Origin of the sequence: Bacillus sp. FSL E2-8887, from assembly GCF_038007205.1 — a bacterium.
In the GTDB taxonomy this organism is placed as follows: Bacteria; Bacillota; Bacilli; order Bacillales; family Bacillaceae_G; genus Bacillus_A; species Bacillus_A mycoides.
In genome coordinates this window covers 1,746,944-1,771,982 of record NZ_JBBOWS010000001.1, presented here as the reverse complement: position 1 = coordinate 1,771,982, position 25,039 = coordinate 1,746,944, and the positions used below count along the sequence as shown (strand labels likewise).

At 34.4% G+C, this 25,039-nt stretch carries 28 protein-coding genes and 2 pseudogenes; 10 read left to right on the top strand and 20 right to left on the bottom strand.

The window, feature by feature from the left end:
- Window position 1 precedes the first annotated feature (1 nt).
- The 3 genes and pseudogenes from NSQ08_RS08835 (at window position 2) to NSQ08_RS08825 (ending at window position 2,497) form a co-directional block, all read left to right on the top strand.
- Window positions 2-880, top strand: a pseudogene (locus NSQ08_RS08835) (phosphotransferase).
- A gap of 23 nt (window positions 881-903) precedes the next feature.
- Entirely contained in the window at window positions 904-1,791 is an 888-nt protein-coding gene (locus NSQ08_RS08830; protein ID WP_340773621.1) for a GNAT family N-acetyltransferase, read from the top strand.
- Window positions 1,784-2,497 (top strand): class I SAM-dependent methyltransferase, encoded by a 714-nt coding sequence (locus NSQ08_RS08825; protein WP_061689829.1) that lies wholly within the window; start codon window positions 1,784-1,786, stop codon window positions 2,495-2,497. Before NSQ08_RS08830 ends, NSQ08_RS08825 begins: the two co-directional genes overlap by 8 nt.
- Before the next feature lie 20 nt (window positions 2,498-2,517).
- Here NSQ08_RS08825 and alr read toward each other — a convergent pair whose 3' ends face one another.
- Window positions 2,518-3,693, bottom strand: a complete 1,176-nt coding sequence (alr, locus tag NSQ08_RS08820) for an alanine racemase (protein ID WP_002141421.1) — start codon at window positions 3,691-3,693, stop codon at window positions 2,518-2,520.
- A gap of 171 nt (window positions 3,694-3,864) precedes the next feature.
- On the opposite strand from alr, the gene NSQ08_RS08815 reads away from it, so the two are divergent.
- Window positions 3,865-4,326, top strand: coding sequence for a DinB family protein (locus NSQ08_RS08815; RefSeq protein ID WP_002141420.1), 462 nt, complete (start codon window positions 3,865-3,867; stop codon window positions 4,324-4,326).
- Here the strand turns inward: NSQ08_RS08815 and NSQ08_RS08810 are convergent.
- From NSQ08_RS08810 to NSQ08_RS08780, 7 genes are all read right to left on the bottom strand, one after another.
- Window positions 4,295-5,491: an MFS transporter gene (locus NSQ08_RS08810; protein ID WP_340780072.1), complete on the bottom strand. Its 1,197-nt coding sequence runs from the start codon at window positions 5,489-5,491 to the stop codon at window positions 4,295-4,297. The two genes, NSQ08_RS08815 and NSQ08_RS08810, sit on opposite strands and share 32 nt — an antisense overlap.
- 204 nt (window positions 5,492-5,695) lie before the next feature.
- Window positions 5,696-6,241 (bottom strand): MarR family winged helix-turn-helix transcriptional regulator, encoded by a 546-nt coding sequence (locus NSQ08_RS08805; protein WP_012260789.1) that lies wholly within the window; start codon window positions 6,239-6,241, stop codon window positions 5,696-5,698.
- A 147-nt stretch (window positions 6,242-6,388) separates the two neighbouring features.
- The gene (locus tag NSQ08_RS08800; RefSeq protein ID WP_061689828.1) at window positions 6,389-7,165 is read right to left on the bottom strand and encodes a Cof-type HAD-IIB family hydrolase; all 777 of its coding nucleotides are present in this window, start codon (window positions 7,163-7,165) and stop codon (window positions 6,389-6,391) included.
- A gap of 6 nt (window positions 7,166-7,171) precedes the next feature.
- Window positions 7,172-7,762 (bottom strand): histidine phosphatase family protein, encoded by a 591-nt coding sequence (locus NSQ08_RS08795; protein ID WP_016120081.1) that lies wholly within the window; start codon window positions 7,760-7,762, stop codon window positions 7,172-7,174.
- A gap of 91 nt (window positions 7,763-7,853) precedes the next feature.
- Window positions 7,854-9,008 carry a stage II sporulation protein P gene (gene spoIIP, locus NSQ08_RS08790; protein WP_033708353.1) on the bottom strand — a complete coding sequence of 385 codons (1,155 nt, stop codon included), beginning with the start codon at window positions 9,006-9,008 and terminating at the stop codon, window positions 7,854-7,856.
- Between the two features lie 76 nt (window positions 9,009-9,084).
- A complete protein-coding gene (locus NSQ08_RS08785; RefSeq protein ID WP_002031527.1) occupies window positions 9,085-10,053 on the bottom strand; it encodes an SPFH domain-containing protein in 969 nt (322 codons plus the stop codon).
- Window positions 10,054-10,055: 2 nt separating this feature from the next.
- Window positions 10,056-10,484 carry an NfeD family protein gene (locus NSQ08_RS08780; protein ID WP_002012470.1) on the bottom strand — a complete coding sequence of 143 codons (429 nt, stop codon included), beginning with the start codon at window positions 10,482-10,484 and terminating at the stop codon, window positions 10,056-10,058.
- Between the two features lie 351 nt (window positions 10,485-10,835).
- Between NSQ08_RS08780 and NSQ08_RS08775 the strand changes: the two are divergent.
- Window positions 10,836-10,966: pseudogene (locus tag NSQ08_RS08775) on the top strand (MFS transporter); the annotation flags it as partial.
- 224 nt (window positions 10,967-11,190) lie between these two features.
- Here NSQ08_RS08775 and NSQ08_RS08770 read toward each other — a convergent pair.
- The 5 genes from NSQ08_RS08770 to spoIIP (NSQ08_RS08750) form a co-directional block, all read right to left on the bottom strand.
- Window positions 11,191-12,666: an amidase family protein gene (locus NSQ08_RS08770; protein WP_340773607.1), complete on the bottom strand. Its 1,476-nt coding sequence runs from the start codon at window positions 12,664-12,666 to the stop codon at window positions 11,191-11,193.
- Between the two features lie 187 nt (window positions 12,667-12,853).
- A complete protein-coding gene (locus tag NSQ08_RS08765) occupies window positions 12,854-13,300 on the bottom strand; it encodes an NUDIX hydrolase (protein WP_002141412.1) in 447 nt (148 codons plus the stop codon).
- Between the two features lie 23 nt (window positions 13,301-13,323).
- Entirely contained in the window at window positions 13,324-14,064 is a 741-nt protein-coding gene (locus NSQ08_RS08760; RefSeq protein ID WP_002031537.1) for a M15 family metallopeptidase, read from the bottom strand.
- Between the two features lie 11 nt (window positions 14,065-14,075).
- Entirely contained in the window at window positions 14,076-14,573 is a 498-nt protein-coding gene (locus NSQ08_RS08755; RefSeq protein WP_002141410.1) for a GNAT family N-acetyltransferase, read from the bottom strand.
- Between the two features lie 266 nt (window positions 14,574-14,839).
- Window positions 14,840-15,994, bottom strand: a complete 1,155-nt coding sequence (spoIIP, locus tag NSQ08_RS08750) for a stage II sporulation protein SpoIIP (protein ID WP_002141409.1) — start codon at window positions 15,992-15,994, stop codon at window positions 14,840-14,842.
- 89 nt (window positions 15,995-16,083) lie between these two features.
- On the opposite strand from spoIIP (NSQ08_RS08750), the gene NSQ08_RS08745 reads away from it, so the two are divergent.
- Complete coding sequence (locus NSQ08_RS08745; RefSeq protein ID WP_002012463.1) at window positions 16,084-16,380, top strand: hypothetical protein; 297 nt, start codon at window positions 16,084-16,086, stop codon at window positions 16,378-16,380.
- 4 nt (window positions 16,381-16,384) lie between these two features.
- Complete coding sequence (locus NSQ08_RS08740) at window positions 16,385-16,690, top strand: permease (protein ID WP_080466632.1); 306 nt, start codon at window positions 16,385-16,387, stop codon at window positions 16,688-16,690.
- Here the strand turns inward: NSQ08_RS08740 and NSQ08_RS08735 are convergent.
- The 4 genes from NSQ08_RS08735 to cbpA all read right to left on the bottom strand — a co-directional run bounded on the left by NSQ08_RS08735 (window position 16,663) and on the right by cbpA (window position 20,032).
- Window positions 16,663-17,229, bottom strand: coding sequence for a DUF1572 domain-containing protein (locus NSQ08_RS08735; protein ID WP_340773588.1), 567 nt, complete (start codon window positions 17,227-17,229; stop codon window positions 16,663-16,665). The genes NSQ08_RS08740 and NSQ08_RS08735 overlap by 28 nt on opposite strands.
- On the bottom strand, window positions 17,210-17,539 hold the full coding sequence (gene csaA / locus NSQ08_RS08730; RefSeq protein ID WP_113708773.1) for a chaperone CsaA: 330 nt from the start codon (window positions 17,537-17,539) through the stop codon (window positions 17,210-17,212). The genes NSQ08_RS08735 and csaA overlap by 20 nt, the downstream gene beginning before the upstream one ends.
- 66 nt (window positions 17,540-17,605) lie before the next feature.
- Window positions 17,606-18,943: a branched-chain amino acid transport system II carrier protein BrnQ4 gene (gene brnQ4, locus NSQ08_RS08725; RefSeq protein ID WP_445686590.1), complete on the bottom strand. Its 1,338-nt coding sequence runs from the start codon at window positions 18,941-18,943 to the stop codon at window positions 17,606-17,608.
- A 441-nt stretch (window positions 18,944-19,384) separates the two neighbouring features.
- A complete protein-coding gene (cbpA, locus tag NSQ08_RS08720; RefSeq protein WP_002031550.1) occupies window positions 19,385-20,032 on the bottom strand; it encodes a cyclic di-AMP binding protein CbpA in 648 nt (215 codons plus the stop codon).
- 388 nt (window positions 20,033-20,420) lie between these two features.
- Here cbpA and NSQ08_RS08715 point away from each other — a divergent pair, with 388 nt between their 5' ends.
- The 3 genes from NSQ08_RS08715 (at window position 20,421) to NSQ08_RS08705 (ending at window position 23,291) form a co-directional block, all read left to right on the top strand.
- Window positions 20,421-21,290: a hypothetical protein gene (locus tag NSQ08_RS08715; RefSeq protein ID WP_002031551.1), complete on the top strand. Its 870-nt coding sequence runs from the start codon at window positions 20,421-20,423 to the stop codon at window positions 21,288-21,290.
- 209 nt (window positions 21,291-21,499) lie between these two features.
- A complete protein-coding gene (locus NSQ08_RS08710; protein WP_016120073.1) occupies window positions 21,500-22,807 on the top strand; it encodes a hemolysin family protein in 1,308 nt (435 codons plus the stop codon).
- Window position 22,808: 1 nt separating this feature from the next.
- Entirely contained in the window at window positions 22,809-23,291 is a 483-nt protein-coding gene (locus tag NSQ08_RS08705; protein WP_000217328.1) for a DUF456 domain-containing protein, read from the top strand.
- Window positions 23,292-23,315: 24 nt separating this feature from the next.
- On the opposite strand, the gene NSQ08_RS08700 is transcribed toward NSQ08_RS08705, so the two are convergent.
- From NSQ08_RS08700 to NSQ08_RS08690, 3 genes are all read right to left on the bottom strand, one after another.
- On the bottom strand, window positions 23,316-23,936 hold the full coding sequence (locus NSQ08_RS08700; protein WP_002031554.1) for an NAD(P)-dependent oxidoreductase: 621 nt from the start codon (window positions 23,934-23,936) through the stop codon (window positions 23,316-23,318).
- 238 nt (window positions 23,937-24,174) lie between these two features.
- Complete coding sequence (locus NSQ08_RS08695) at window positions 24,175-24,354, bottom strand: hypothetical protein (RefSeq protein WP_002012451.1); 180 nt, start codon at window positions 24,352-24,354, stop codon at window positions 24,175-24,177.
- Window positions 24,355-24,551: 197 nt separating this feature from the next.
- Entirely contained in the window at window positions 24,552-25,016 is a 465-nt protein-coding gene (locus tag NSQ08_RS08690; protein ID WP_002012450.1) for a spore coat protein, read from the bottom strand.
- Window positions 25,017-25,039: the final 23 nt, after the last annotated feature.

Below are 25,039 nucleotides of genomic sequence, written 5' to 3'. Positions count from 1 at the left end.
CATGCTACAACAACTATTCATTTCACCTATTATATCTGTTCAAGCACTACATCCGGGCTATGAAGACCATGCAAGCGACGTGTTTCTTGTTAAAACAGAAACTGAAGAAGTTATTGTTCGTTCCTCAAAAATGACTGAAGAGCCCAACAATGATTTTTAGTGGGGATGTAAAAACCTTTTTGGAATTGATCCAAGGCATGTACATCATTTAGAAACAATACACGCATTATTGAAAAAGCATACTACCTTGCCCATCCCGACTATTTTGCAAAAACATGTTTTAAATGAGCGAGAGTATGTAATCGTCGAAAAACTAACCGGAAATACGCTGCAATCATTTTTCGGACAACCTGATTCTATTTTATTCAGCCTTGGAAAAGGACTAGCAGAAATTCATTCGTTTCAAGCAGAGTTTATAGGAAACCCATCAAATACTTTCCACATTCCACTAGAAGAATTTAAATCTCACATATTAAAAGTCAGTAAAGATCTTGTAAATAGGTTCTATTCCGATAACGTGAGCATCCAAAACGCATTTCATACTTTTGAGTCACAGCTATCTTCCTTGCCGTCACCGAAGGAATCTACACTTGTTTTAATTGATATGGATCCTACTCAGTTTTTATCAGATGGAGAATCTATTACTGGTTTAGTAGATACAGAAGCTTATGCAATTGCTCCACGAGAGTTTGATTTTATTGGATTAGAATATGTACTTACAGAAAAAGAGGCTCATGCTTTTAAACAAGGTTACGAAACCATTATGCCCATTCCTCGTCTTGAAGAATGTAGACATCCCTATCGATATTTGTACCGGTTATTATCTGTTCAGGGCAGTGTGGAGTTAGACAAGTGGCTAAGTCATCCATCCTATTTTTAAATACGAATGAGAGGGATTATGAAATGAATATTGAAAAAAAGAAATCTTTAACAGCAAACGAAATTCAGCAAATGAAAGATTTAGCTCATATTTGCGGACAACACGATCAAATTGATTACTCGTCAGATTTACATATAAACTTTTTAACTGCCCGTAATATAGAAGTGGTAAATGATTTTCTATTTTATGATGATACTCAATTAATCGGCGCATTAAGTATGTATGACTTTGAGAGACCAACAAAACTGGAGTTAATAGGGTTTGTTCATCCGAACTATAGGAAACAACATATAGGCACTACTCTTTTACAAACCGCAATGAAAGAAATACAAAAAAGAGAGGCAGATGAAGCCCTTCTTATAATTAATGGTGACTCTATTTCAGGGAAATCATTTGCAAAACAAATGAACTTTCCTTATTTATACAGTGAATACGGTATGGAGTTCAAAACAAACGAAGCACAAAAAACAATGAAAAATAATATTAATCTTACCGTTGCATCTTCTGAATTACTTCCTGATCTTATAGAAATCGCTAGTGAAGCTTTTGGAGATTCGGCAGCAAATACATCCACATGGTTACAAAAGATGATGAATTCATCTTCCCATCAAGTTTACAGTGCTCTTATCGATGAAAAAGTGATAGGAACGATTACAGTTACTGAGCAAGAGCAATCTACTACACTATCAGGATTCGCCGTTCATCCTTCTTATCAAGGTAAAGGATATGGTAAAGATATTCTTAGTTATATGGTACATACACTTATTACAGAAGGAGTTTCAACAATTGAACTAGACGTCGAAACGAAAAATAACAATGCTTTAAAACTATATACACAATGTGGTTTTGAAATTAAAAAGAAGCATGACTATTATAATTTAATGAATTTTGAGCAGAATACATATGTCTAAAAAACTAATTTATTCTGATTATGATATTTTTGCAGACATTTATAATAAACATTGGGGACATTTTGCAGAACACTCCTATCCAGCCTATCATAAATTTGTTTTACAAGATGCCGCTTCCCACTCCCGTATATTAGACCTTTGCTGCGGGACTGGTCATCTTACTAGGAAACTAATTGATAATAATTTTATAGTAACTGGTATAGATGGTTCTGCTCAAATGATCGAACACGCACGTCAAAATGCGCCAGATGCAACCTTCATCGTCGATGATGCTCGCTATTTCAATATAAATGAGCAATTCCACTACGTCATCTCAGCCGGTGATAGCTTAAATCACATTATGAAATTAAACGAGCTAAAAGACGCTTTTCATCATGTTTATTCGGCATTATATGATGGAGGTACATTCGCATTTGATATAAATACAGAAAAAGGATTTCTTGAAAACTGGTGTGCTTCGTTTCATATTTCAGAACGAGAATATGTTTGTACCATTGATTCCACGTATGATAGTGAAAGTAACAGAGCAGAAATGAACTTCATACTATTTAAACATGACATAGATGATAGTTGGAAAAGAAGTGACTTTTCTTTTGAGGAAGCCTGTTACTCCAATGAAGAAATAATTTCTTCGTTGGAATCTGTAGGATTTAAAAACATTCAACTACATGGTGCAAATAGAACATTTTTCATTTGTCAAAAATAAAAAAACTGAATCATATCGATTCAGTTTTTTCTTAATATATTTACAATTGCAGTCGTTTCATCATTTTCTTTATAGACACGTGGAATTCTTCTGTCCAACATACATGTAACTTCATAGTTAATTGTACCTAGCATATCTGCTATTTCTTCTACCGCAATCTCTTCTTCATCTTGTTTGCCGTAGAATACAACTTCGTCTCCTACTTGTACTGGCATTGCATTTGTAACATCTAGCATAAGCTGATCCATACAAACACGGCCAATTACAGGTACTCGTACTCCGTTTATTAGTGCATGCCCTTTATTAGATAGCTGACGATTATAACCATCAGCATAACCAATCGGTACAGTTGCAATCCATTCTTCGCCCGTTGTTACATAAGTATTCCCATAGCTAACACCACGATTTTTCTTCGCATGTTTAACATGAGCTACTTTTGATTTTAAAGACAACGCTGGCTGTAAGGAAGCAACTGTATGATCCACTTCTCTTGAAGGATACATACCGTAAATTCCAATACCGACACGAACCATATTTTGAAATGTGTTACTAAGTTCCATTGATCCTGCACTGTTTGAACTATGAATATATGGAAAATGAATTCCTAATTCTTCCGCTGTATTTACAGCTTTCTCAAACAAACTTGTTTGCATATTTGTATAAGTTTTATCTATTTCATCAGCGGTAGAGTAATGTGTAAACATCCCTACTACTTCTACATATCGCATACGTTTTAACTCTTCAAAAAACGGTTTAACTTCTTCTTCCTGTAAACCAATACGGCTCATTCCTGTATCAATTTTCACATGAATTCGCACTTTCTTTTGAAGATGGTTTGCAACTTCATCTATACCTTGTAAATCTTCTACTCTATAAACAGTCATCATAACGTCATATTGAATTACATCTTCTACAGCTGCTACTGGTGTATATCCTAAAATTAAAATAGGTACAGTGATTCCAGCTTCTCTTAATTCAATTGCTTCATCTACAAATGCAACTGCAAGTTGGTTTATTCCTGCTTCAATAGCCGATTTCGCAACTTCAACTGCCCCATGACCATACCCATTCGCTTTTACAGCAGCCATCATTGCAATATTTTCATCATTCACACGTTTTTTAAATTCTTTTACATTATGTTTTACCGCATTTAAGTCAACTTCAACAATTGTATCTCTTCCATATTTCAAGCTCATTGGTCTAACTCCTAACTCAATAATTACATTCCATTCTATTTCACGTTTCATATGACCTTTTACAATATAATACTTTTCACTATGCTAGTCAAACTACTAGAATTTTCGGAATTTTGAGTATGATATAATACCCTTAAGAAACTATTATATACGGAGGTGAGAATAATTACAATGTTTGTTCCATCTGCATTGAATCAAGTTAAAATTGCTATCGATACTTCCATTCAAATACTGAACCAATATACTGAAAGTGATTTGAAAATAAAGTCGATTGAATCAAAGCGGTCATTATTTGAAATGTGTACACATCTTTCCCTTATTTGCCACGCTGATTTACTCATATTAAATGGTATTACGGAAAAAGACTTACATACCTTTTATATAGAACAAACACCAGAAACAATTACTCAAATACAGCAAACGATGATACAAGGGTACGATTTACTTTCTAAAACTTTTTTATCCTATTCCAATGAAGAATTAGCGGAAATTATGACTGCTTATTGGGGTATTTCTTACTCTCGATTCGAATGGTTGCTTGAAATCGTTGCACATTTTTATCATCATCGCGGGCAAATTCATATTTTATTAGTTGAGCATATTAAAGATCCTTGCATTCCTTTATTTGAATAAAAAGAGTGGAAACAAAACCAATAAAGAGTATCAATCCTAATAAAATAAACGTCTGAGCATAGTCCCCTATTTTCATAAGATAAATAGAAATAATAGGTCCTATACTAGTTCCTAAAAATAAAACGAAAGTATAAATAGAAACTGCTATTCCCCTTGATTTTCCTCCTAATTGGCCGAAAAGAGAAACTAAAGACGGAACGGATATAGCAATACCTATTACAAAACAGATACTCATCATTACAAGTAGCGGCAGGTTCGAAATAAAGCCCATTGAACTTAAACTAAAAATAGCAACCAACAATCCGCCCTGAAGAACTTGCCTTACTCCGAACCTCTTTGTTAAACGACCCGCAAGTGGTGACAGCAACATACCAAATAGCCCCGCTAAGCGAAAATAAAGAATTTGTTCTGGAATTAAATTGTAAGTAGGAGAGCTCAAATAATTCCCTAAAACAGTATACATGTTAACAAAAGCCATTAATAAAACAAATGCAATCATATAGCTCAATACTAAGCTTTTATGTGTAAAAACTTTACCCATCTGTTTAATTGGTCCCAAAATATCAGTATTGGATTGAGACATTTCCCCTTTCGGAAGAGAATAATGAATCCATACAGCAGTAATGATATAGACAATACTAAGAAGAAAAAACACCATATGCCATCCAAAATGCTGACTAACAGCTGTACTTATTACTTGCCCTGCAATTCCAGCTACTAAAAAACCGGTACTAACAAATCCTATTGTTGTAACCTTTTTTTCTACTGGAAACATTTCTACAACGTAAGCTAACGCTACTGGAGAAAATGTAGCTGCTGCTATCCCCTGTAACCCTCGAAGAATAACAAGCCAAAATAAACTATCCACAATCCCTAAGAAAAAAGAAACAATCGACAGTGCAAGCAGTCCAATAAAGATCACTTTTTTTCTCCCATATTTATCAGAGATTGCCCCAAATAACAAACAACCTATAGCAAAGCCAACAGAAAATATACTGCCTGTAGCCGCAGATTGTGCTAATGAAACCTTAAAAAGGTCTGAAAATAGAGCGGTTAAAGGAATCGTCACATATAGGCTGGACATAACTACCATGCCCGCCCAACATAACACCGCTGTCATTATTGTGTAATTCCTTTCACTATTTACTTCTTTTGATATTTCCATCATAAAATCTCCCCCTTACAATGATTTTCCCCATCGGTTTAAAACATCTAAAGTAAACTACTCAAAACGACATTCCTTTAACACGTACTTAATTTGTTTACGTTAAAAGACATATCACCACCCTTCATCAAATTAGCTAGACATATAATAAGGTAACCTAATTATATGTCTAAATAAAAAAGTCGACTCACACAATCAACTTCTTTATCTGCCTTCTCCTAATTTCTTCTGCATAGTTACTTGCATTTTATTTAATAGCTTCTCTAAAGTTTGACGCTCTTCTTGACTAAATTCATCAACTAACGACGCGCAAGATAACCAAAAAGTCGGTAAAGAATGCGCAACTAGTTCTTTTCCTTTCGGAGTAATTTTCACCTTTAATCTTCTTCGATCTTCAGAATGATTGAATCTTACGATTAACTCTCGTTTCTCCATCCAATCTAATAAGCCAGTGACAGAAGCACGTGTAATCCCTAATCGGCTCGCAATATCCGAAGGGCTCATGTTCACTTCTCCCCCATTCGATTCCATTTCACGCAAAATAAACAACAGTAAAAAATCTAATTTACTTTCTGAAATACCAAGCGGAGCTAAATCTACGTCAACTGCATCTAGAACATTATCAGACGTCCATAACATTAACAAACCAAGTTTTGCTGCGATTGGATCCGTATCCGCTGATGCTGTCTTTTTTATTAACTCTGCATAAGGCTCAATCCCTAAAGGAAGAGCATCTTTTTTTGAATCCATTCATTTTCACTCTCCTTCCTTTTATTTAATTAGCTTACCTAACTACTTTTCATTATACTCATTTTCTTCCTTCTATTGCAAGAATATTGTTAGACAAAAAAATCCTGTTTTTAAAACAGGATTTTTCACACTGACTAACTAATATTTCTAAATAATCCCAAACTCTTTTAAAGCAAAAGAAATGCCACCTTCACTTGATTTCTTTGTAACGAAATCTGCTCTTGTTTTTAACTCTTCTCCGCCATTCCCCATCGCAATTCCTAATCCTACATATTGCAACATCTCAACATCATTTCCACCGTCACCAAAAGCAATTGCTTCTGATTTACAAATTTCCAGATGTTCCAATACCTTTTGAATTGCAGTTAGCTTCGATACTTTACTATCTTCCAACACATTCATAACGTAACCATGAAAACGTTCAAACGTAAGTGCTGGATATCTTTCAAAGAATTTTTGAGCTTCTGTTTCATCAGCATACAGACATACACAATAAATCTCTTCTGATAAGTTTCTAACTTTGTCAGGATACCGCTCTAAATTTAACGTTTCATTTAATGCTCGTATTACACGTTCGTCTTTTGAGGCAATACCATTCATTACAAATTCCTCTGTAAAATAAGAAACACTGTGACCATGTAATTCAGCGAAATTTGAAATATCATGAACAATTCCACTTGAAAGTACCGATTTATGTATAACTTCATCAGCACATTTTATATGTGCACCATTTGCAGAAATAAACGTATTTATGCCCAGCTCTTTAAATTGTGAGCATAAACTATATGGTCTCCCTGTTGTAACAACTACGTGAATTTCTTTATCTATTAACCTTTGTATCGCTTCTTTTGTGCTTTCATGCATACTTCTATCAATCTCACTTAAAAGAGTACCATCCACATCAAAAAATACAACTTTGTACATATCCTCTTACATTCCCTCTAAATGATTTGTATCATTTATAAAATGAATAGTTTTCTGTTTATCCGTAAGTTCAATCAAACTAATTCCCGTATCTCCCATTTTAAAATAATAGTCCATGCTAATTGGCATTTGGAAAAACGCTCGTAAAAGACTATTTATTACACCACCGTGTGCAACAATTGCAATTCGGTCATATGTATTCTCTGTCACGATTTTAGAGAAAATTCCTTCTATTCTCATTCTAAATTCAATAAATGATTCCCCGTTTTCAAAACGATCATGAAGAAATTTTGGCTCTGGATATTTTTTCGCTTCTTCAAATGATAACCCTGCTTGTACCCCATTATTAAACTCCATTAATTCTTCTTCTAGTTGAATTGGGCACCCAATTCCTTCTGCTAATGTTTCACCAGTTTCGCGAGCACGTTTTAATGTGCTTGCCCAAATGAAATCTGGCGGGAAATCTGCTTTCACTTTCTGTACAAGTCTTTGTACTTGCTGTCTTCCCTTTTCTGTTAATTCAAAGTCAGCTCGACCTTCATGTACATTTAAAATATCTGCTTCTGATTCACCGTGGCGTATTAGTAGTATTTGCATGTTTCTTCCGCTCCCTTGTTTAATATTCACAAAACTCCATTATATCACATTCTTAACTTTATATAACAAAAAAGGAACGGTTTCCCGCCCCTCATCCATTCACTTTCTCTGCATCATTCCAATAATACTTACTAAACGCTTCCGTCAACACATCAATTGTGTTATATAATTCATCTAATGTATTATCAACACCACCAACTTCAATTAACATCGCATTTTTAGATAAATCTTGATTATAAACGCCATTTCCATCTTTTTTATACTTTGGAAAGATTCCTCTGCTTAATCCGTAATAGTTTTCATCTAAATAACTATTGATTGCTCTTGCAATTTTTTCATTTTCAGCACGCCCTTCATTTTCCATCCCAATTATAAAATATAATCTTGCATACGATTTCCCGTTAATTACTTTTGTTGTTACCTTCTTCCGCTGATCATCACGGTGTATATCAATCGGAAACGCAATTTTATTATTTTGTGCTAATGTTTCTTTTACATATTCATGAGACGCTTTATATGATTGCGGCCATTTCCATTTTTTACTCGCTAATAAATCCCCCATATTCGTTTTATCATGAACTACTGGAATTCCTTGTCCTTCAAGTTGTTCTTTCATACGTTTCCCTAGTAAGGACACATTTACATCTGGACTTGATGGATCGGTAGCCCCTGGTAATAACGGAAAGAAAGATTCCCAGCTATGTGTATGATAAATATATACTGCACTTTCACCTTTTTTCGCTCCGTTCTTTTTCTGAACCGGATTATTCTTTTCAGCTTCTGTAACTTTATCTTTTGCTACTTCTCGCTCTTTCGTTACTTCTTCAATCGGTACACTAGATTCATTTGGGATATTCGTAAAGTTTGTCCCTTCCCCAGCTACGATAATGTTAGAGTAATACTTTGACATACCAGGTACTTCTTTACCGACAAACGTTCTTAAATCTTTAATTTTCAAATCCGTCGCAATCGAGAACATTAAATTTCCAAATGACTCCCTTTTATTCTGCTTAAAATAATCAAATCCGTAATAGCGATTCTCACTTTCTATCATTTGAACAAAACCTTGCATCGATACTTTTCCAAACCATTGATTCACGTAATTCGATTTCATTGTATGTAAAAGCGACGTCAAAATCGACGCAATAATAATTATGACTAGTGCATATAGAAAGAGTAACGAGATTAGTTTCTTCCCATGTATACGGGTTGCATACTTTTTCAATGTATCACCTTCTTTATACATGGATATGTACAAGCTTTTCGTAATATACGCAAAAAAAAAAAGAGAAATGGCATCCCATTTCTCTTTCTCACTCTTATTATTCTTTTTCTGTATCTGACGAAGGTAATTTCTTCGCTTGTTTTTCTTTGAAGATTTCCCCAATTGCACCAAGAGTACCAAGTGTTTCAATTGCATTAGACGGAATAAAGACTTTATTCGCTGGTCCTTTTGCAACCTCAATTAATGATTCAAACGATTTATAAGCAAGTACGCGTTCATCTAAATCTGCTGCGCGAAGTAATTCAATTCGGTTTTGTTCTGCTTTTGCGATTTCCTCAATCGCTCTTGCTTCCCCTTGCGCTTCTAATTCTTTTGCTTCTTTTAAACCTTCAGCTTCTCGAATACGCGCTTCTTTATCCCCTTCAGCCATTAAAATTTTACTTTGTTTTTCCCCTTCAGCCCGAAGGACTTTATCTTGTTTCGCTGCTTCAGCTTCTAAAATGATCGCACGTTTATTACGTTCTGCTTTCATTTGTTTTTCCATTGATACTTGCACATCTTTTGGTGGATTAATATCGACTATTTCGACACGCTCAATACGAACGCCCCATTTTTCTGTCGCTTCATCAAGTGCTAAACGAATTTCTGTTGAAATTTTTTCACGACCTGATAATGTTTCATCAAGCTCCATTTTACCAATAATTTGACGCATTGTTGCAGATGTAATATTACGAACACCATATTCATAGTTTGAAATACCATATGTCGCAAGCTCTGGTTCAACAATTTGATAGAAAATAATTGTATCAATTTCTACTTGTACATTATCTTTCGTTATTACCTTTTGTGGTGGTACATTCGTTTGTTGAATACGTAAATCGTGATATACACGAACGCGGTCTACAATTGGGATTAGAATATTTAATCCTGGGTGCATAATCCGTTGAAATTTACCAAACCTTTCAACGACCCCAACTTTTTGCTGAGAAATAATTTTAATTGTCAATGCAATAAATACAACGACAATCAATGCGAAAATAATCGTTAACGTTAATGCTACTGCCATATTTATTCACTCTCCTTTTTCACTTGTAAAATAGTACTATGCCTCTGTATAACAACGACTTTTTCTCCAGCATCAATAGGAGTATCCGAAATAGCTGTCCAAGTATCTCCATCCACTTTCACAATACCGTTCACTTCACTTGTAATCGTTTGCATAACAATTCCCTTTTTACCAACAAGTTTATCTACTGTATCAGTAAAACCTTTTGCTTCTCGAAAGTTTTTAGAAATTCTTTTCGTAAAGAAAGTCAATGTTAAACTTACAATCGCCCCAACAACAACTTGTAAAAATAGTGCATCAGGAGCAAACAAAGCAATAAGACCTCCGACAACAGCTCCAATTCCAAGCCAAAGCATGTAAAACGTAATCGACAACATTTCTGCAATAAATAAAATACCCGCTATTATAAACCAAATCACCCATCCAGCCATATGCAACCCTCACTTTCTTTCTCATTTTCTATATGTATATGAAGAAAAGAATGGTTTATCCGCCCTTTCTCATAGAGGGGGCGTTTGCTACAAGCTATTATATGTATTCGCTGTTACAACAAGCATTAATATAATGCTATATTAATATATTCTTCATTATACACGAAAACCCCTTTCAAAAAATGACAAAAAATTTAATTCTTTCAAAAATATATTTTTCTGATTATAATTTGAAAAATATTATTGATTTGAAGGTGGGCTTCTTATTGCCGAAACGTTCACTAGCTTACTACTTAGGCTCCAAAATGTGTATTATCCTCGCTGACATTGTATACAACTAAATCAGCTACAATTACCGATATTTTCGGTGTTCGTACTATTTATATTATCGCTTCGCTTCTTTTCTTATTTTATGTTCTACTTGTTTGTCTTTTCGTTTATTAAAGCATCAGAGATTGCAAAAGAAAGAGATTTCTATTTAACATATTGTATCTCAGTGATTTATTTCTTATATAAGACTTCCAACTAAATAGTCCAATGAATTTATATCAACGATTTTTCAATTATATATATTACAACTTACAATATATCAACGATTCGATATGAGATATCGATTCATCAAAAGAAATCGACAATACTTTTAGCTATTAATAAGAGAAGGCTGGCCTCCATAAATCCATTTCAGGCAACCTTCTCTCGTTTCTATTTACGATAAGTTTGGCATTTTTCTATGTTTTGTCGCTTGTTCAAAAGCATATGCTAGTTTAATTAATGCCCCTTCACTAAAAGCAGCACTTGCAAGAGTAATTCCAAAAGGCCTCCCATTATCCATATATCCCGCAGGCATTGCTATAGATGGATAACCTGCTTTCGCACATATAGTAGATCCTATATAAGAAGGGAACAGTATCGCATCCAGATTATATTTTTCCAACGCAAAATCAATACCTTGTTTTTGCGAAAAATATATATCTTCTAATCTTGCGTTTAAATATTCTGGATTTCTTAACGTATTAGGAAAATCTTTTCTTCTTTCTAACTTAGTTTGTCCATATTTCAAAGCTCTTTCTGCTATGTTTTTATTAAACTCCATTAACTCCGAAATAGAATGTACTGGAATAGTAGAAGGTAATTTAGAAAGATAGTTATCCAAGCTGTGCTTCAGCTCATAAAGTGGAACTCCCCAACTCCATTCCCTATGAAAAGACGGAATATCAATATCTTCTACTACTGTCGCTCCCTCACTACGTAATACTTGGATCGTTTCCTCAAACAATTTTTCATCGTACTCACCATTTTCGTAATAATCTTTTGGCGCATTGCTATAAACACCAATCTTCGCTCCCTTTAAACCATTAGCATCAAGATAAGATGTATAATCTTGATATGCCATGCCTTCACTTTTATGAGTAGCTACATCTTTTTCATCCACCCCAGTTAGACTCCCTAGTAAAATAGCAGCATCTGTTACCGTTCTAGCAAACGGACCGGCTGTATCTTGAGAATATGTGAACGGAATAATTCCATTACGGCTAATTAAACCAACTGTCGGCTTAATACCTACAACCGAGTTTTGAACAGCTGGACTTAAAATAGAAGCATCTGTCTCTGTTCCAACGGATAATACAGTAAAGTTAGCAGCAACTGCAACGGCAGATCCTGTACTCGATCCACCAACAAACATATCATCCTTTCCTGTACCGTAAGGATTAATCGTTTGACCGCCTCTAGCGCTATATCCAGCCCACATTTCAAAAGACATTCCGTTTGCTAACTCTGTCATATTTGCTTTCCCTAGTATAATCGCACCTGCTTCTCGGAGCTTTTTAACAAGAAATGCATCTTCACTACTTATATTTTGTTCCAGGGCAATCGTACCTGCACTTGTATGCATTGAGTCATTCGTTTCAATATTATCCTTAAGTAAAACAGGTATACCATGTAATAGGCCTCTTACACCTTTTGTCTTTCTTTCATGATCTAGCGCTTCTGCAATAAAGATAGCATCCGGATTGATTTCTAAAATAGAATTGATTTTCGGACCATCTTGGTCATACTTTGCGATTCTATGAAGATAATACATGACTAGTTCTTTTGAAGTTAACTTCCCAGCTTCCATTTCCTTTTGAATATCATGAATTGTTAATTCTTTTTGCAATAATGTATTAAACTGAATTTCCATTTTCATTCTCCTTTTATAAGCCCTTATATATATGACGTGTATCTATTACTTTTTCATTTTCTCCGCTCCTCGCATAAACAGCTACAATCCCTTTAAAGAAATTCAACTCACCAGTTTAAAAACCTTTAATTTCCAGAGAAATAAAAAGAGTCTGAAACGAATACAATATCGCCTCAGACTCTTTTTATTATTTTACATATACCTCTTCTAACAAATGTAAAAACTCGCCTTGTTTACCTGCTAATTCAGGGCATTTGTTAATATCAATCCATTCATAACAAAATACTAAACCTTTGTCTTCCTCACCAGCACTTACTATATGTTCCCACGTATCTTTCACATCTGTTAATAATGAAATGTGGAAAAAATGACGTTTTTGATATTCCTTTTTTTCTTTCATATAAATAATGTAATCAGAAAGGAAGCGCTCGATACAAAAATGGCGTAGTCCTGACTCTTCTTGTACTTCACGTAAAATTGCTGCCTCTAACGTTTCGCCTTCATCTACCGTCCCGCCTGGAACTTGGATACCAGCCTCTCGTATATCACGATGTTTAAAAACGAGTAGTTGCATAGCCCCTTCTTTTTCTCTCGTAATATATGCATGTACCTTTTTCTTATATAACATCGTCATCTTAGCCCTCTCCCCTCAATTCATTACTGCGTTACTTCTTCAATCGTCAGTTGGTTTTCATATAAATATGTAGCTTGCGGATTCCCAACATACCGTACATGCCACGGTTCATAACGATAACCGGTAATCCCTTCTTTCTCTTTCGTATATCGAATAACAAAACCAAACTTATGGGCATTTTCAGAAAGCCACTTTCCTTCTTTCGTCTCCCCAAAAACAGTTTCTAGCTGAAATTTAGCAGATTGAGATGTAATATCCATAGCTAGTCCTGTTTGATGTTCACTCGTACCAGGGACTGCACTAGACATCGCTGTCTTTGCTTCTCCATCTTGTCTTTTATACATTGTATTTAATGCTTTTTGTCGATCAAAAGATCTAAATCCAGAGACTGCAAAAAGGAAAATCCGCTCATTATTGGCTTGCTGAAACATTTCCTCAAGTGCCACCGCTGCCTCTTTCCTCATCTTTTTCTTCTCTTGATCACCTTCACTAGAGTAACGTACTTTCGGAACAACTAAATCTGGCGGTCTATACCCATCTGGTAAACGCCTATTTTTATTCACAAGTACAAGCATCGAACTTGGATTACTAATGACTGCGATATCCCCATCCATATTAGCAATCGTTTCTTTAGCTTTCGGAAATATATTGTTTACATTTACTTCCTTCGCCTCTTGCTCCTTATACATCTTATAATTTATTCCTGCTACTCCAATGATCAGTATCATTGCTACGATACCAAGTAGTGCCCATCTTTTTTTCATATAACGACCTCTTATTTTAATAATTTGGCCATTTCATACTCATCGATACCTTTTCCATCGATGATAAGAGCAGATTTTTTGACACCTTCTTGTTCAAATCCAATTTTGCTATATAGTGCCTGAGCTCTTGTATTGTGGGCCATTACCGTTAATTCTAAACGCCATACATCATGTAATCTTGCCCACTTCTCCACTTCTTTAAACAAACTCGTTCCAATACCTCGGCCACTATACTCTTGCAAAATACCAATTACAATGCCTGCCACATGTCTCTTTCTTTGAATATTATTTCCATTAACTAAAATAAACCCTACTATTCTCTCTTCTTCAACTGCTACAAATATTGTCGCATATTCATTTTCAATAAAACGGTGGACCATCTTTTCTTGTTGCTCTACTGTAGTTTTTCTTTCTCCTAGTTCGTATAACATAAATTTCGTTTCTTCGTCCAATTGCTTATTTAATTGCAAAAACGATGTTGCATCTTCTACTCTAATCTCTCGTATCACCTTGATCCCCTACCCATTCTGTTAGTTAAAAATTTTCCTTGTAAAAAGATTTTCTCTATTTTTGCGAAAATCCCTTTCTAATTCTCCTATTATAAATAGACAAATTTCGATATTACTATAGCAATTACAAATTATGTCTATAATGTGACATCTTATCATCCTCATTTCATGACAAACAAAAAACGTAAGCTGTACACTTACGTTTTCCCCCAATTGATGTAGGCTGATAACCATCGGCAATGCCTACCACTAATTCAAATTTCACTTTATCCATTCACTTTTTCTGCTTGCCAAAAATATTCACCAAATGCTTTAGCAAGTGCATCAATTGATCGATTTAATTCTTCCTCTGTATTATCTACCCCGCCAACTTCAATTAATATCGCTTGTCCTGATAGGTCTTGATTGTAGACTCCATTTCCTGTTTGGAATCCTTTTTGAATTACACCACGGCTCATTCCCGGATATTTCTTACTAATCGTCTCATGTAACGCAGTTGCTAATTGTAAGTTTTTTTCATAGTTTTTGTTACCTTTCCCAATTACAAAAGCAAGCTTAGCATATGATTTATCTCCAATTGTTTTTGTTGTTACATTTTTCCGTGCACTATCACGGTGTAAATCGAAGAAGTATTGTAATTCTTTATTACCAGCCATCGCTTCTTGTACAATTTCCCGTGACATTTTATAAGAACTAGTATCATTCAATCCTTTACTTATTAACTTTTGACCGACATTAGTCTTATCGTTAGTAGCACCTATCCCTTCACTTGCCAGTTGTTCACGAAAGCGATCTCCAACTATTGAAATATTCGTTACAGAACTCGTTGCTTTATTTGGATTAGGATCATTTGTTAAGTTAAGTAACGGCAAATAAGATTCCCAGCTATGTGAATGATATATAAATGCAACTTGTCTTTTTCCAGTCGTTTGAGCTGGTTGTTTTTTCTCTTTATTCGTATCAGGCTTTGGCGCTTGTCCACCTTCTCCAGTCCGTTCTTTCACTACTTCTTCAAGAGGAACACTCGACTCTATCGGTAAGTTAGAATAATTTGTTCCCTCACCTGCGATAACGATTTCTGTATCGTACTTACCAAAGCCAGGAAGCTCTTTCCCGACAAAACTACGTACATCATCAAAACGAATATTCGTAGCCATCGAAAAGAGGAATGAAGAAATAGAAAAGTCTTGATTCAAATTCCGGTACTCCTGTGTAAAATAATGATTCTCTTTCCCAATAACGTACATGTAGCCATTCATCGATAACTCATTTAACCAATTATATAAATACGTTGACTTTGTCTCTTTCATAGAGGTTACCATCATACTAATAAGAAAAAAAGTCGCCAGTACTGTAGTAATAATAAATAAAACTAACTTACGTACACTTGTGAACTTCACGTAAAAAAAGCCTCGATTCATACTATCACCCTCTCTATTTCAAGTTATGTACAAGCTCTAGAGAATAGACCGCTTAAATTCCGGCTATATTGTTAATGAGGTGAAATGAATTGAAGCTACTAATAGGAACATTACCAATCGTCTTATCATTTATTTTTTATTTGTTTGCTTTACATCCTAAAATTCGTATTGTGCTACATATTTCCGCATACTTAGCACTGTATGTACTCGGGACAATTATTTCTATTAATATATATGATGTTTTAATACAAAATTTAGTTTTCATGACAAGCATTCATGGAATTTTACTGAATCCATTTTTCCTTATTGCAGGAGCGTATATAGGAACATACACTTTATACTTACTTTTGTCTTACATTATTACAAATATAAAAAATGGAGCGTAATGAAATGCAACCACCGTTCATCTGTCATACATGCAAAAAAAGAATTGCGCGAAAGAAAGATCTTATTACCTCTACACGGCATTTCCGCTTTTATTTGTTTCACAACACTTGTTTCAAAAATCAGCAATTATTTGTCTCACGTTTTATTCCTATAAATACACTCTTTGGTTTCTTTCTTATTACATATGGGCTTATTGCTGGCAGCATTCTAATGTTCACGGAGCCCTCTATCAATTGGCTTATTTTTTTGCTTCCTATTTTATATCGGTTTCTTTCATATTATTACGTTGAACGTTTTTTCTGTAAATAACTAGTAGATTGACCTCTAGGAATGCTTAAACACTCCCATTCATTTTCTTTTAACATTTTACCAATGTAAATGATTTGTCCAATATGTAAAGCATAATGAGAAATTTGCCTTTCGATCGCTTGCATGACAGTGTGTTCTTCTCCGCGAATGTATACTTTCTGCAAAATCTGCTCTGCTGTTAAAGTATCCATCGTTTTAAAGACATACTCCCACCCTTCTTGCCACGCAGCAAGCGCTTCTTGTTTTGAATTGTAGCCACCTTCAAATTCACCATCTCGGTTACGATCTATTTTTTCGCCATCAGACGTTAAAAATTCCGTCCATCTTGAACGCATATTACCATGCAAATGTTTCATTATAATCGCGATACTATTTGTCTCTTCCTGAGCAGACCACATTATCTGTTCATAAGATAATTGAGAAAGTACACGTTCTCCTTGTTTTTGTGTTGCCTTGAAATTCGAAATGGCACATTGTAAATATTCTCGTCCGATATCCATGTTTACCCCTACCTTCACACTAACTAATTTTCGTTCCATTTGGCAATTCCATATTAGGCTGAAGCAACACAACATCACCAGCTTCAGGAACACCACCCAATACAAGCACTTCCGATTTAAATCCTGCCACACGCTTTGGCGGGAAATTCACTATAGCAACGACTTGTTGACCGATTAAATATTCTGGGCTGTATCTTTTCGTAATTTGAGCACTGGACTGCTTAACCCCTAGCTCTCCAAAATCAATTTCTAACTGTATTGCAGGAACCCTTGCTTCTTTAAATTCCTCTGCATGTGTTACAGTTCCAATTCGTAAATCCAAAGTCAAAAAATCTTCAAAACTAGCCATTTTATCAATCCTCCCAATTATTACTTAGACAAAACATAAAAATCCCCTTCAAAAAAAGAAAGGCGCCTAGGCACCTTTCTTTTGTAACTCACTTGATTCATTTGATTTATAGAAGAAGAAACCGAGAACTCCGCCAATACATGCTGGGATTAGCCATCCTATTCCTTCTTTATATAATGGTAACATTTGTAGCACATTAGAAATCGCATCAATTTTAATGTTCGCACTTTCTAAACCGTTAAAGAAACTAATTAACAACGCACCTAAAATCGCTCCAATATATATTGTATTACGCTTCCCTATCCATTTATGGAAATATGAAAGAACGATTAATACAATTGCAACTGGATAAATGATCATTAACACTGGTAATGTTACTGTGATTAATTGTGTTAACCCTAGGTTAGATACAATTAAACTAAATACACATACCATAGTTACAATCGTTTTATGCGAAAGTTTTGGGAATAAGTTTGTAAAGAAGCCAGCACACGCAGATGTTAATCCAACAGAAGTTGTTAAACAAGCGAGTATAATTACAAGTCCTAATAAAATTTTGCCACTTCTTCCATATAACTCATTTACAACATTCGTTAAAATAAGACCACCGTTCTCCGACACACCAAGTGATGTACTTGTAGATCCGAGATATGCAAGTGATAAATATATTAACGTTAAGCCTAATACAGCAATAATCCCTGATACAACTGTTATTTTTGCGATTTGTCCGCTCTCTTTTATCCCTTTTGAGCGAATAACTTGTACAACAACAATCCCAAACACAAGTGCACTAATCGCATCCATCGTTAAATATCCTTGAATAAATCCACCAAAGAAAGCATTCTCTTTATAAGCAGCTAAAGGTGCAGCTGGTTCTCCAATTGGATCAATAATTGCTTTTCCGACAATAACAGCAACAATCAATACTAACAATGGTGTAAGAAATTTCCCGAACCAATCCACTAATTTAGATGGATTTAATGATAAATACCACGTTATTCCGAAGAAAACTATAGTGAAAAGAAATAGCATGTACCACTCAGAAACCATTGTCTCTGATAGAAATGGCTTCATACCCATTTCAAATGAAACAGCTCCAGTACGCGGAATCGCGAAAAATGGTCCAATCGCTAAATAACTAATCAATGGGAAAATAAACGCAAATATAGGGTGAACTCTAGAAGATAGCGCTTTCAAGTCCCCCTCTACAAACGCGACAGCTGTTACAGCTAATAGGGGTAATCCGACTCCCGTTACAAGGAATCCAATTGTAGCAATCCAAACATTTTCTCCTGCTTGTTGACCTAAAACTGGCGGGAAAATTAAATTTCCTGCTCCTAAAAATAGTGCAAATAACATTAAACCAATCGCTACCGTATCACCTGGCCTTAAACGTCCCTTCATGCTTTTCATTTGCATAGCACTTTTTCATTGTTTATATCTCTTTTCACAATATGCTATGCATCCTCCTCTCTGCTCAAGATGATAAAATATGCCCCTTACAAAGCAGTGTCTTTCTCCATAATTTCTCCATTCCCCTTATTCTTACTCTAATTATTAATTTTTGATTTTTTCGAAAATTTAACTCATTAGAGTGGTATAACGTGGAGTTTAGTTGTCAGACCTCTTTGTTTTTATCACACATATAGTAACATATTTAGTTGAAAAATAAAAACATATTTTCAATTTGATTTTTTTGAAAATCAAAATTATCTACATATACTTCCTTTATTCATTCTATTACACAAATATTTTTTAAAATTTACGATTCATATATTTTATTATATTTAGATATCTTTATGTGAAAGAAAGTAAAAGCCATCAAAAATAAGATGGCTTTACTTGTTAGTCTATCGTTTCAACTTCACGTGGATTTTTCATCTCTTCAACATACACAACTCTAAATCCATGATCTTCTAAATCCTTTAGCAATGTTTCTAATTCACTATCTTCAAACTCTTCTCCCAATGTAAACATTATTCTACGTACTAATAAAGCATCATTATCAAAAGTCATTAAGCTTTGAATACCAGTGTATTTCTTTAGCACTGTCGATAATTTTTGAATGGCCCCATTATAATCTTGTGTTCCAATCATGACAGAATATTTACTAGAATGGACTCCCCATGCATCTTCTAATAGTTCAAAAACTTTTTTATGAGTTAAAATACCAAGGAAGACCCCTTTTTCATCAACTACTGATAAATACGGTAGTTTTTTAATTGTAAAAAATACTTTAAAGAAGGAAGAGTCTTCTCTCACGTACCCATTTTTATCGTTCAATAATTGTAATACATTATCTTCAAGTGAACCTTTATATTCTAAAATATCTACTTTGTATACATTCCCTAAAAACTTCTCTTTTTTTTCATCTAAAACTGGTACACAACGATACCCCGTTTTATTTAAATGTTCCAGCATTTCCCCTATCGTAATTGAACTTGAGCAAAACAAAACTTCCCTTTTTGGCACATAATTCCCTTTAATCCTCATAAAAAAGCCTCCTTATGCTAAAATACTTTCTGTGCCATAACTATATTATATTTTCAGAAAAAAATAAATATATTATTTTATTTTTCTGAAAATTATTCATTTTTCCGTCATAATTTATTCATTAATCATACACTTATTTAAATTGAAACTTTAATAAGCGGGGATTTCCCCCCACTTATTATTAGCCTTCACCAATCGGGCTTTTACTGGCAGTCGATATACCCACCTAACTTCTACGCATTCGCCGCATTTTGAGGTAGAGTCTTACTGCCCGTTAAAGCGGGATAATCTCTCTAACTTACTTCGAGAAAAATATGTTGTAACTTTATCCGAAAAAAGCTAAAATAAGAATAAGAATTTTCTGAATATTCAAAGAGTAGGTGATTGTATGTCCTTATTGCGCTCACATATATGTAAATTTATAGCCGGTGTTTTGATTATTTTTGTCATAAGTCCCCTTCCAGCATTATTCATTACACATAATTACTCCTACTTAACTGGATTTGTAAGCATTTTTCATAATTTAGCACAGCCTTCTTCCATTTCAATTCCAACAATTGATTGGATGCATGAGCCTATCCTTTTCTCAGCAAATCAGCTTGTACATACCTCTAACCATTCGTCACCACTGTTCCCCTACATATGGGAAATATATTTTTTATCAATCGTTCGTTTCACATTCACTCTTGTAATCGGTTTCTTTATAAGTCTAGGAATTGGCCATCTATTTTTAAAAGCACCAAACTCATTAAAAAAGTGTAGTTCTTTATTTCGCTGGATACCGTATTCTTTTGGCACTGTGATATTACAATGTTCAGTCCTATTATCACTTCTCTACATATCTAAATTCATAAAGTTTCCTTTCTTCTCTTCTTTTATCATCGTATGTAGCACTTCTATGATAATCGTTATGCAAGCAATTAGAAAATGGCTACCGTTCTTAAATACTACTAATGAATACGAAATAAAAAATTCATCTTTCCTTGTTGATACGTTATTTATTGCGCTTACTTCCAATCATAAATCTATTTTGAGTTCCATTATTCTTTCATTCGTTTTTATGGAATGTATTTTTCATACAAACGGACTATTACAATTTATCGTCCAATTTGGTAGAAATGCACCTATAGTTGTCACAATTGGTTTATTACTACTTTATATTCCATATAGCATCTTATCGTTTCTCCAAGCTTTATGGACAACAAACCACTCTAAACAAAACACGTATACTTTAACTAGAAGTATTTCGAAACCATAACATAGAATAACCGTCTACTTAAATTAAAAGTAGACGGTTATTCCTATTATATAGAGGACAAAATAACAGCAAATTAAAAAACTACTATAGAAACCTACCATTATTTACCCATTTTCTTTGACTAATCTTTTCATTTGGATTTATTATAAAAGTATAACATAATTACAGGAGGTGACATCTTTATTCCAAATTAGGAATAAAGAACACACTTGGACATATTAAATATTTTTCTCATCTTTATACTTATCCTTATTTCTGGTTTTTTCGTTGCTTCAGAATTCGCTGTCGTAAAAGTACGAAAAAGTCGAATTGACCAGCTTGCTAATGAAGGTAATAAACAAGCATTAGCTGCAAGAAGCGTTTTATCTAACTTAGACGTTTATTTATCCGCTTGTCAGCTTGGCATTACTATCACCTCTTTAGGACTTGGTTGGCTTGGTGAACCAACTGTGGAACATTTACTGCGACCACTATTTGAAAAAATCAATATTACTGGAACAATGGCTAACACGTTATCCTTTATTATTGCTTTTAGTGTGATTACTTTTTTCCATGTTGTATTAGGCGAGTTAGTTCCTAAGTCTTTCGCAATCCAAAAAGCTGAAGCAATCACATTAAAATTTGCAAAACCGCTTATTTTATTTGATAAAATTATGTATCCGTTCATTTGGCTTCTCAATAGTGCAGCTATATTTTTCACAAAATCACTCGGTTTAGAGCCTGCGAAAGAAAATGAACTTGCCCATTCCGAAGAAGAACTACGACTCATTTTAGGTGAAAGCTATAAAAGCGGCGAAATTAATCAAACCGAATATAAATATGTAAATAATATTTTTGAATTTGATGATCGTGTTGCTAAAGAAATTATGGTACCTAGAACTGAAATGGTTTGTTTATCTACTGAAAATACGTTAGAAGAAAATATGAAAATCGTTGCAACTGAAAAGTATACACGTTATCCTATTATTGAAAAGGATAAAGATGATATTATTGGAATGATAAATACGAAAGAGATTTTTCATAATCAAACAAAAGGCATTTACAAACCACTTGATGCCTACATACATCCTGTTTTAACTGTATTTGAAACAGTTCCCATTCGTAAAACGTTAATACACCTCCAAAAGAACCGCGTACAAATGGCGATTATTATGGATGAATACGGCGGAACTGCTGGCCTTTTAACGATGGAGGATATTCTTGAAGAAATTATCGGAGAAATTCAAGATGAATTTGACGCAGACGAATCACCAATGATTGAAAAGCGTACTCCTAGGCTTACTGTTTTAGATGGGAAAGTACTCATTTCTGAAGTAAATGATATGTTTGGCCTACATATCGATGAAAGTGATTTAGATACAATTGGTGGTTGGCTTCTCTCTCAATCAATTGATTTAAATATTGAGGCTGGCTATTCAGTTGAATATGATGGTTTTCAATTTAAAGCATTAGAACTTGATGGGCATCAAATTAAAAAGATTGCTGTACATAAATTAGATACTACAAAGGAGTTATAAAGTGACTGTTTTACTAACAATTTGTATCATTGCTTGTTTCATTGTTTCATTTCTTGCCTTTATATACCCCATTATCCCTGGCATCCTTGCCGTATGGGCTGGCTATTTCATTTATCATTTTGGAATAAACGGCGGAGAGTTAACGACATCTTTTTGGATTATTCAAGTCATTTTTACACTCTTCATTTTCGTTGCTGACTTTATTGCAAATGGATACTTCCTAAAAAAATACGGAAGTACAAAATCGGGCGAACGTGTTGGTATGGTTTCTATCATTGTCGGATCGTTCTTCTTCCCACCATTCGGGCTTATTATCATACCGTTCTTATCTGTATTTATTACGGAACTAATGCATAAAAAGGCGCCAAAAGACGCCCTTTTAGTCGGAATTGCAACTGTTGTCGGTTTTTTAAGTAGTACAGTAGCGAAAGCAATTCTCCAAATCATTATGATTATCATCTTTGTATGCTATATCATTTTTTAGCCATCCCTATTTTGGGATGGTTTTTTAATATGAAATACCTACTCGGCTTTTCTCGTATAAGCTTTTATTACGTATACTCCATGTAAACTGAGCTGTATCACCAACTGTGATTTTCGATCCATCTGTTGGCAACATATCTTGTTCAGTTCGATATACACCGGTTACATCACCATCTATTAAATGCGTCGGACAAACAACAGTCCAACATAGTTTACTATTATTCAGCGCTTCATAAGCAGCTAAATGATCTTCCGCAGCTGTTGTCATTTTTCTTTTCGATTCTTTTGATTGGAAACGATATATACTTGGGTTTGTTCGTGCTTGTAAAATACCAGCAGTTCCTATTGTAACAATTTTCTTTATGCCCTCTTCTTCCATTTGCTTTATAATAATCGGTAAACTCTTCTCTAACGTCCCATTCCGATCAGTTCCAAGAGCACTAATTACAATATCACATCCTTTAATCGCTTCCTTTATATCATTTCCGTTTAACACATTTCCCTCTATAATATGTAACCTTTCATGCTCTGTTTCCACTCTACTCAAATCACGAACTAATACCGTCACTTCATATGAATCATGTAATGCCAATTTCATAATGTGTGATCCTACTCTACCTGTCGCTCCTAATATACATACTTTCATTTATTATCCCCTCTTCCATTCTTTCTCTCTATTTTTCCGCAAAACTTACAAATACGCAACAAAAAAGCTCCCTCATATATGTGAGGAAGCTCTATTATCCATTTATCCCGCATTAACGGGCAGTAAATTCGGCGAATGCGAGGAAATTAGGTGGGAGATAACTGCCCGTAAATGCCCGATTGGTGTGGGCTAATAATCAGTGGGGATGGACAAAATCCCCACTGATTAAAGTTTCACTTTATTTCTTTTCTTTCGAATCAGAAGATTTTTCTGTTCCACTTGTTTCTTTATCTTTCTTTTCATCTTGCTGCGAAGTTGTGTCATCCTCTTTCTTTTTATCCTCATCTTTACTACAACCTACCATTAATAAAGAACTTGCAAGTGCCATAGCAGCTAATGACTTAACCCATTTGTTCATTTGCGTTTCCTCCCTTTGATAGAATATGTACAACCCCATATTACTCTTTATTTTTAAAGGAAAGATTTAAAAACAGTAAAGATATTGTAAACTTTTGTAAATACTCTGATAACACAACTGGTTTGTCTCAATTCTTCTAATTGAGCCTTTCATTAGACATAAAAAAACTAAGACGCCTTTCATTCCGTCTTAGTTTTTCACGCAAACTTCTCACTTTCATTTTCATATAAATGTTTAATTTTATATTCCTTCTTCACAACATATTGCCAAACACTATAAGCATAACGATTCATTTTCACAAAACAATTTTCCAAGAAAGAACGAAACTCTGGGTTCGCAACTTCCACTGCAACTTGAGCAAACTTTAATGCTAATCGCTTCAAATGTGAAATATAACAAATAGCAATCCCAATATCCCCTGTATACTCATTATCTGTTTCCCTATCCATTTCAGTAAATTCCGGCCACATTTGTTTACAAGTTATATGTTGTATATTTTCTCCTTCTTGAAAATTCACTTGTTCATTATATGCTTGTAACATATACGGTAAATGATGCTGCAAAATATCTTTTAATTCTTCATCTCGAACCTTGCTCGTGTATTCTCCAACTTTATATATAAGTGTGTAACTATATGTCATCAATTCTTTCATACAATCCATTAAAGCGCCTCCCTTCCTATTTC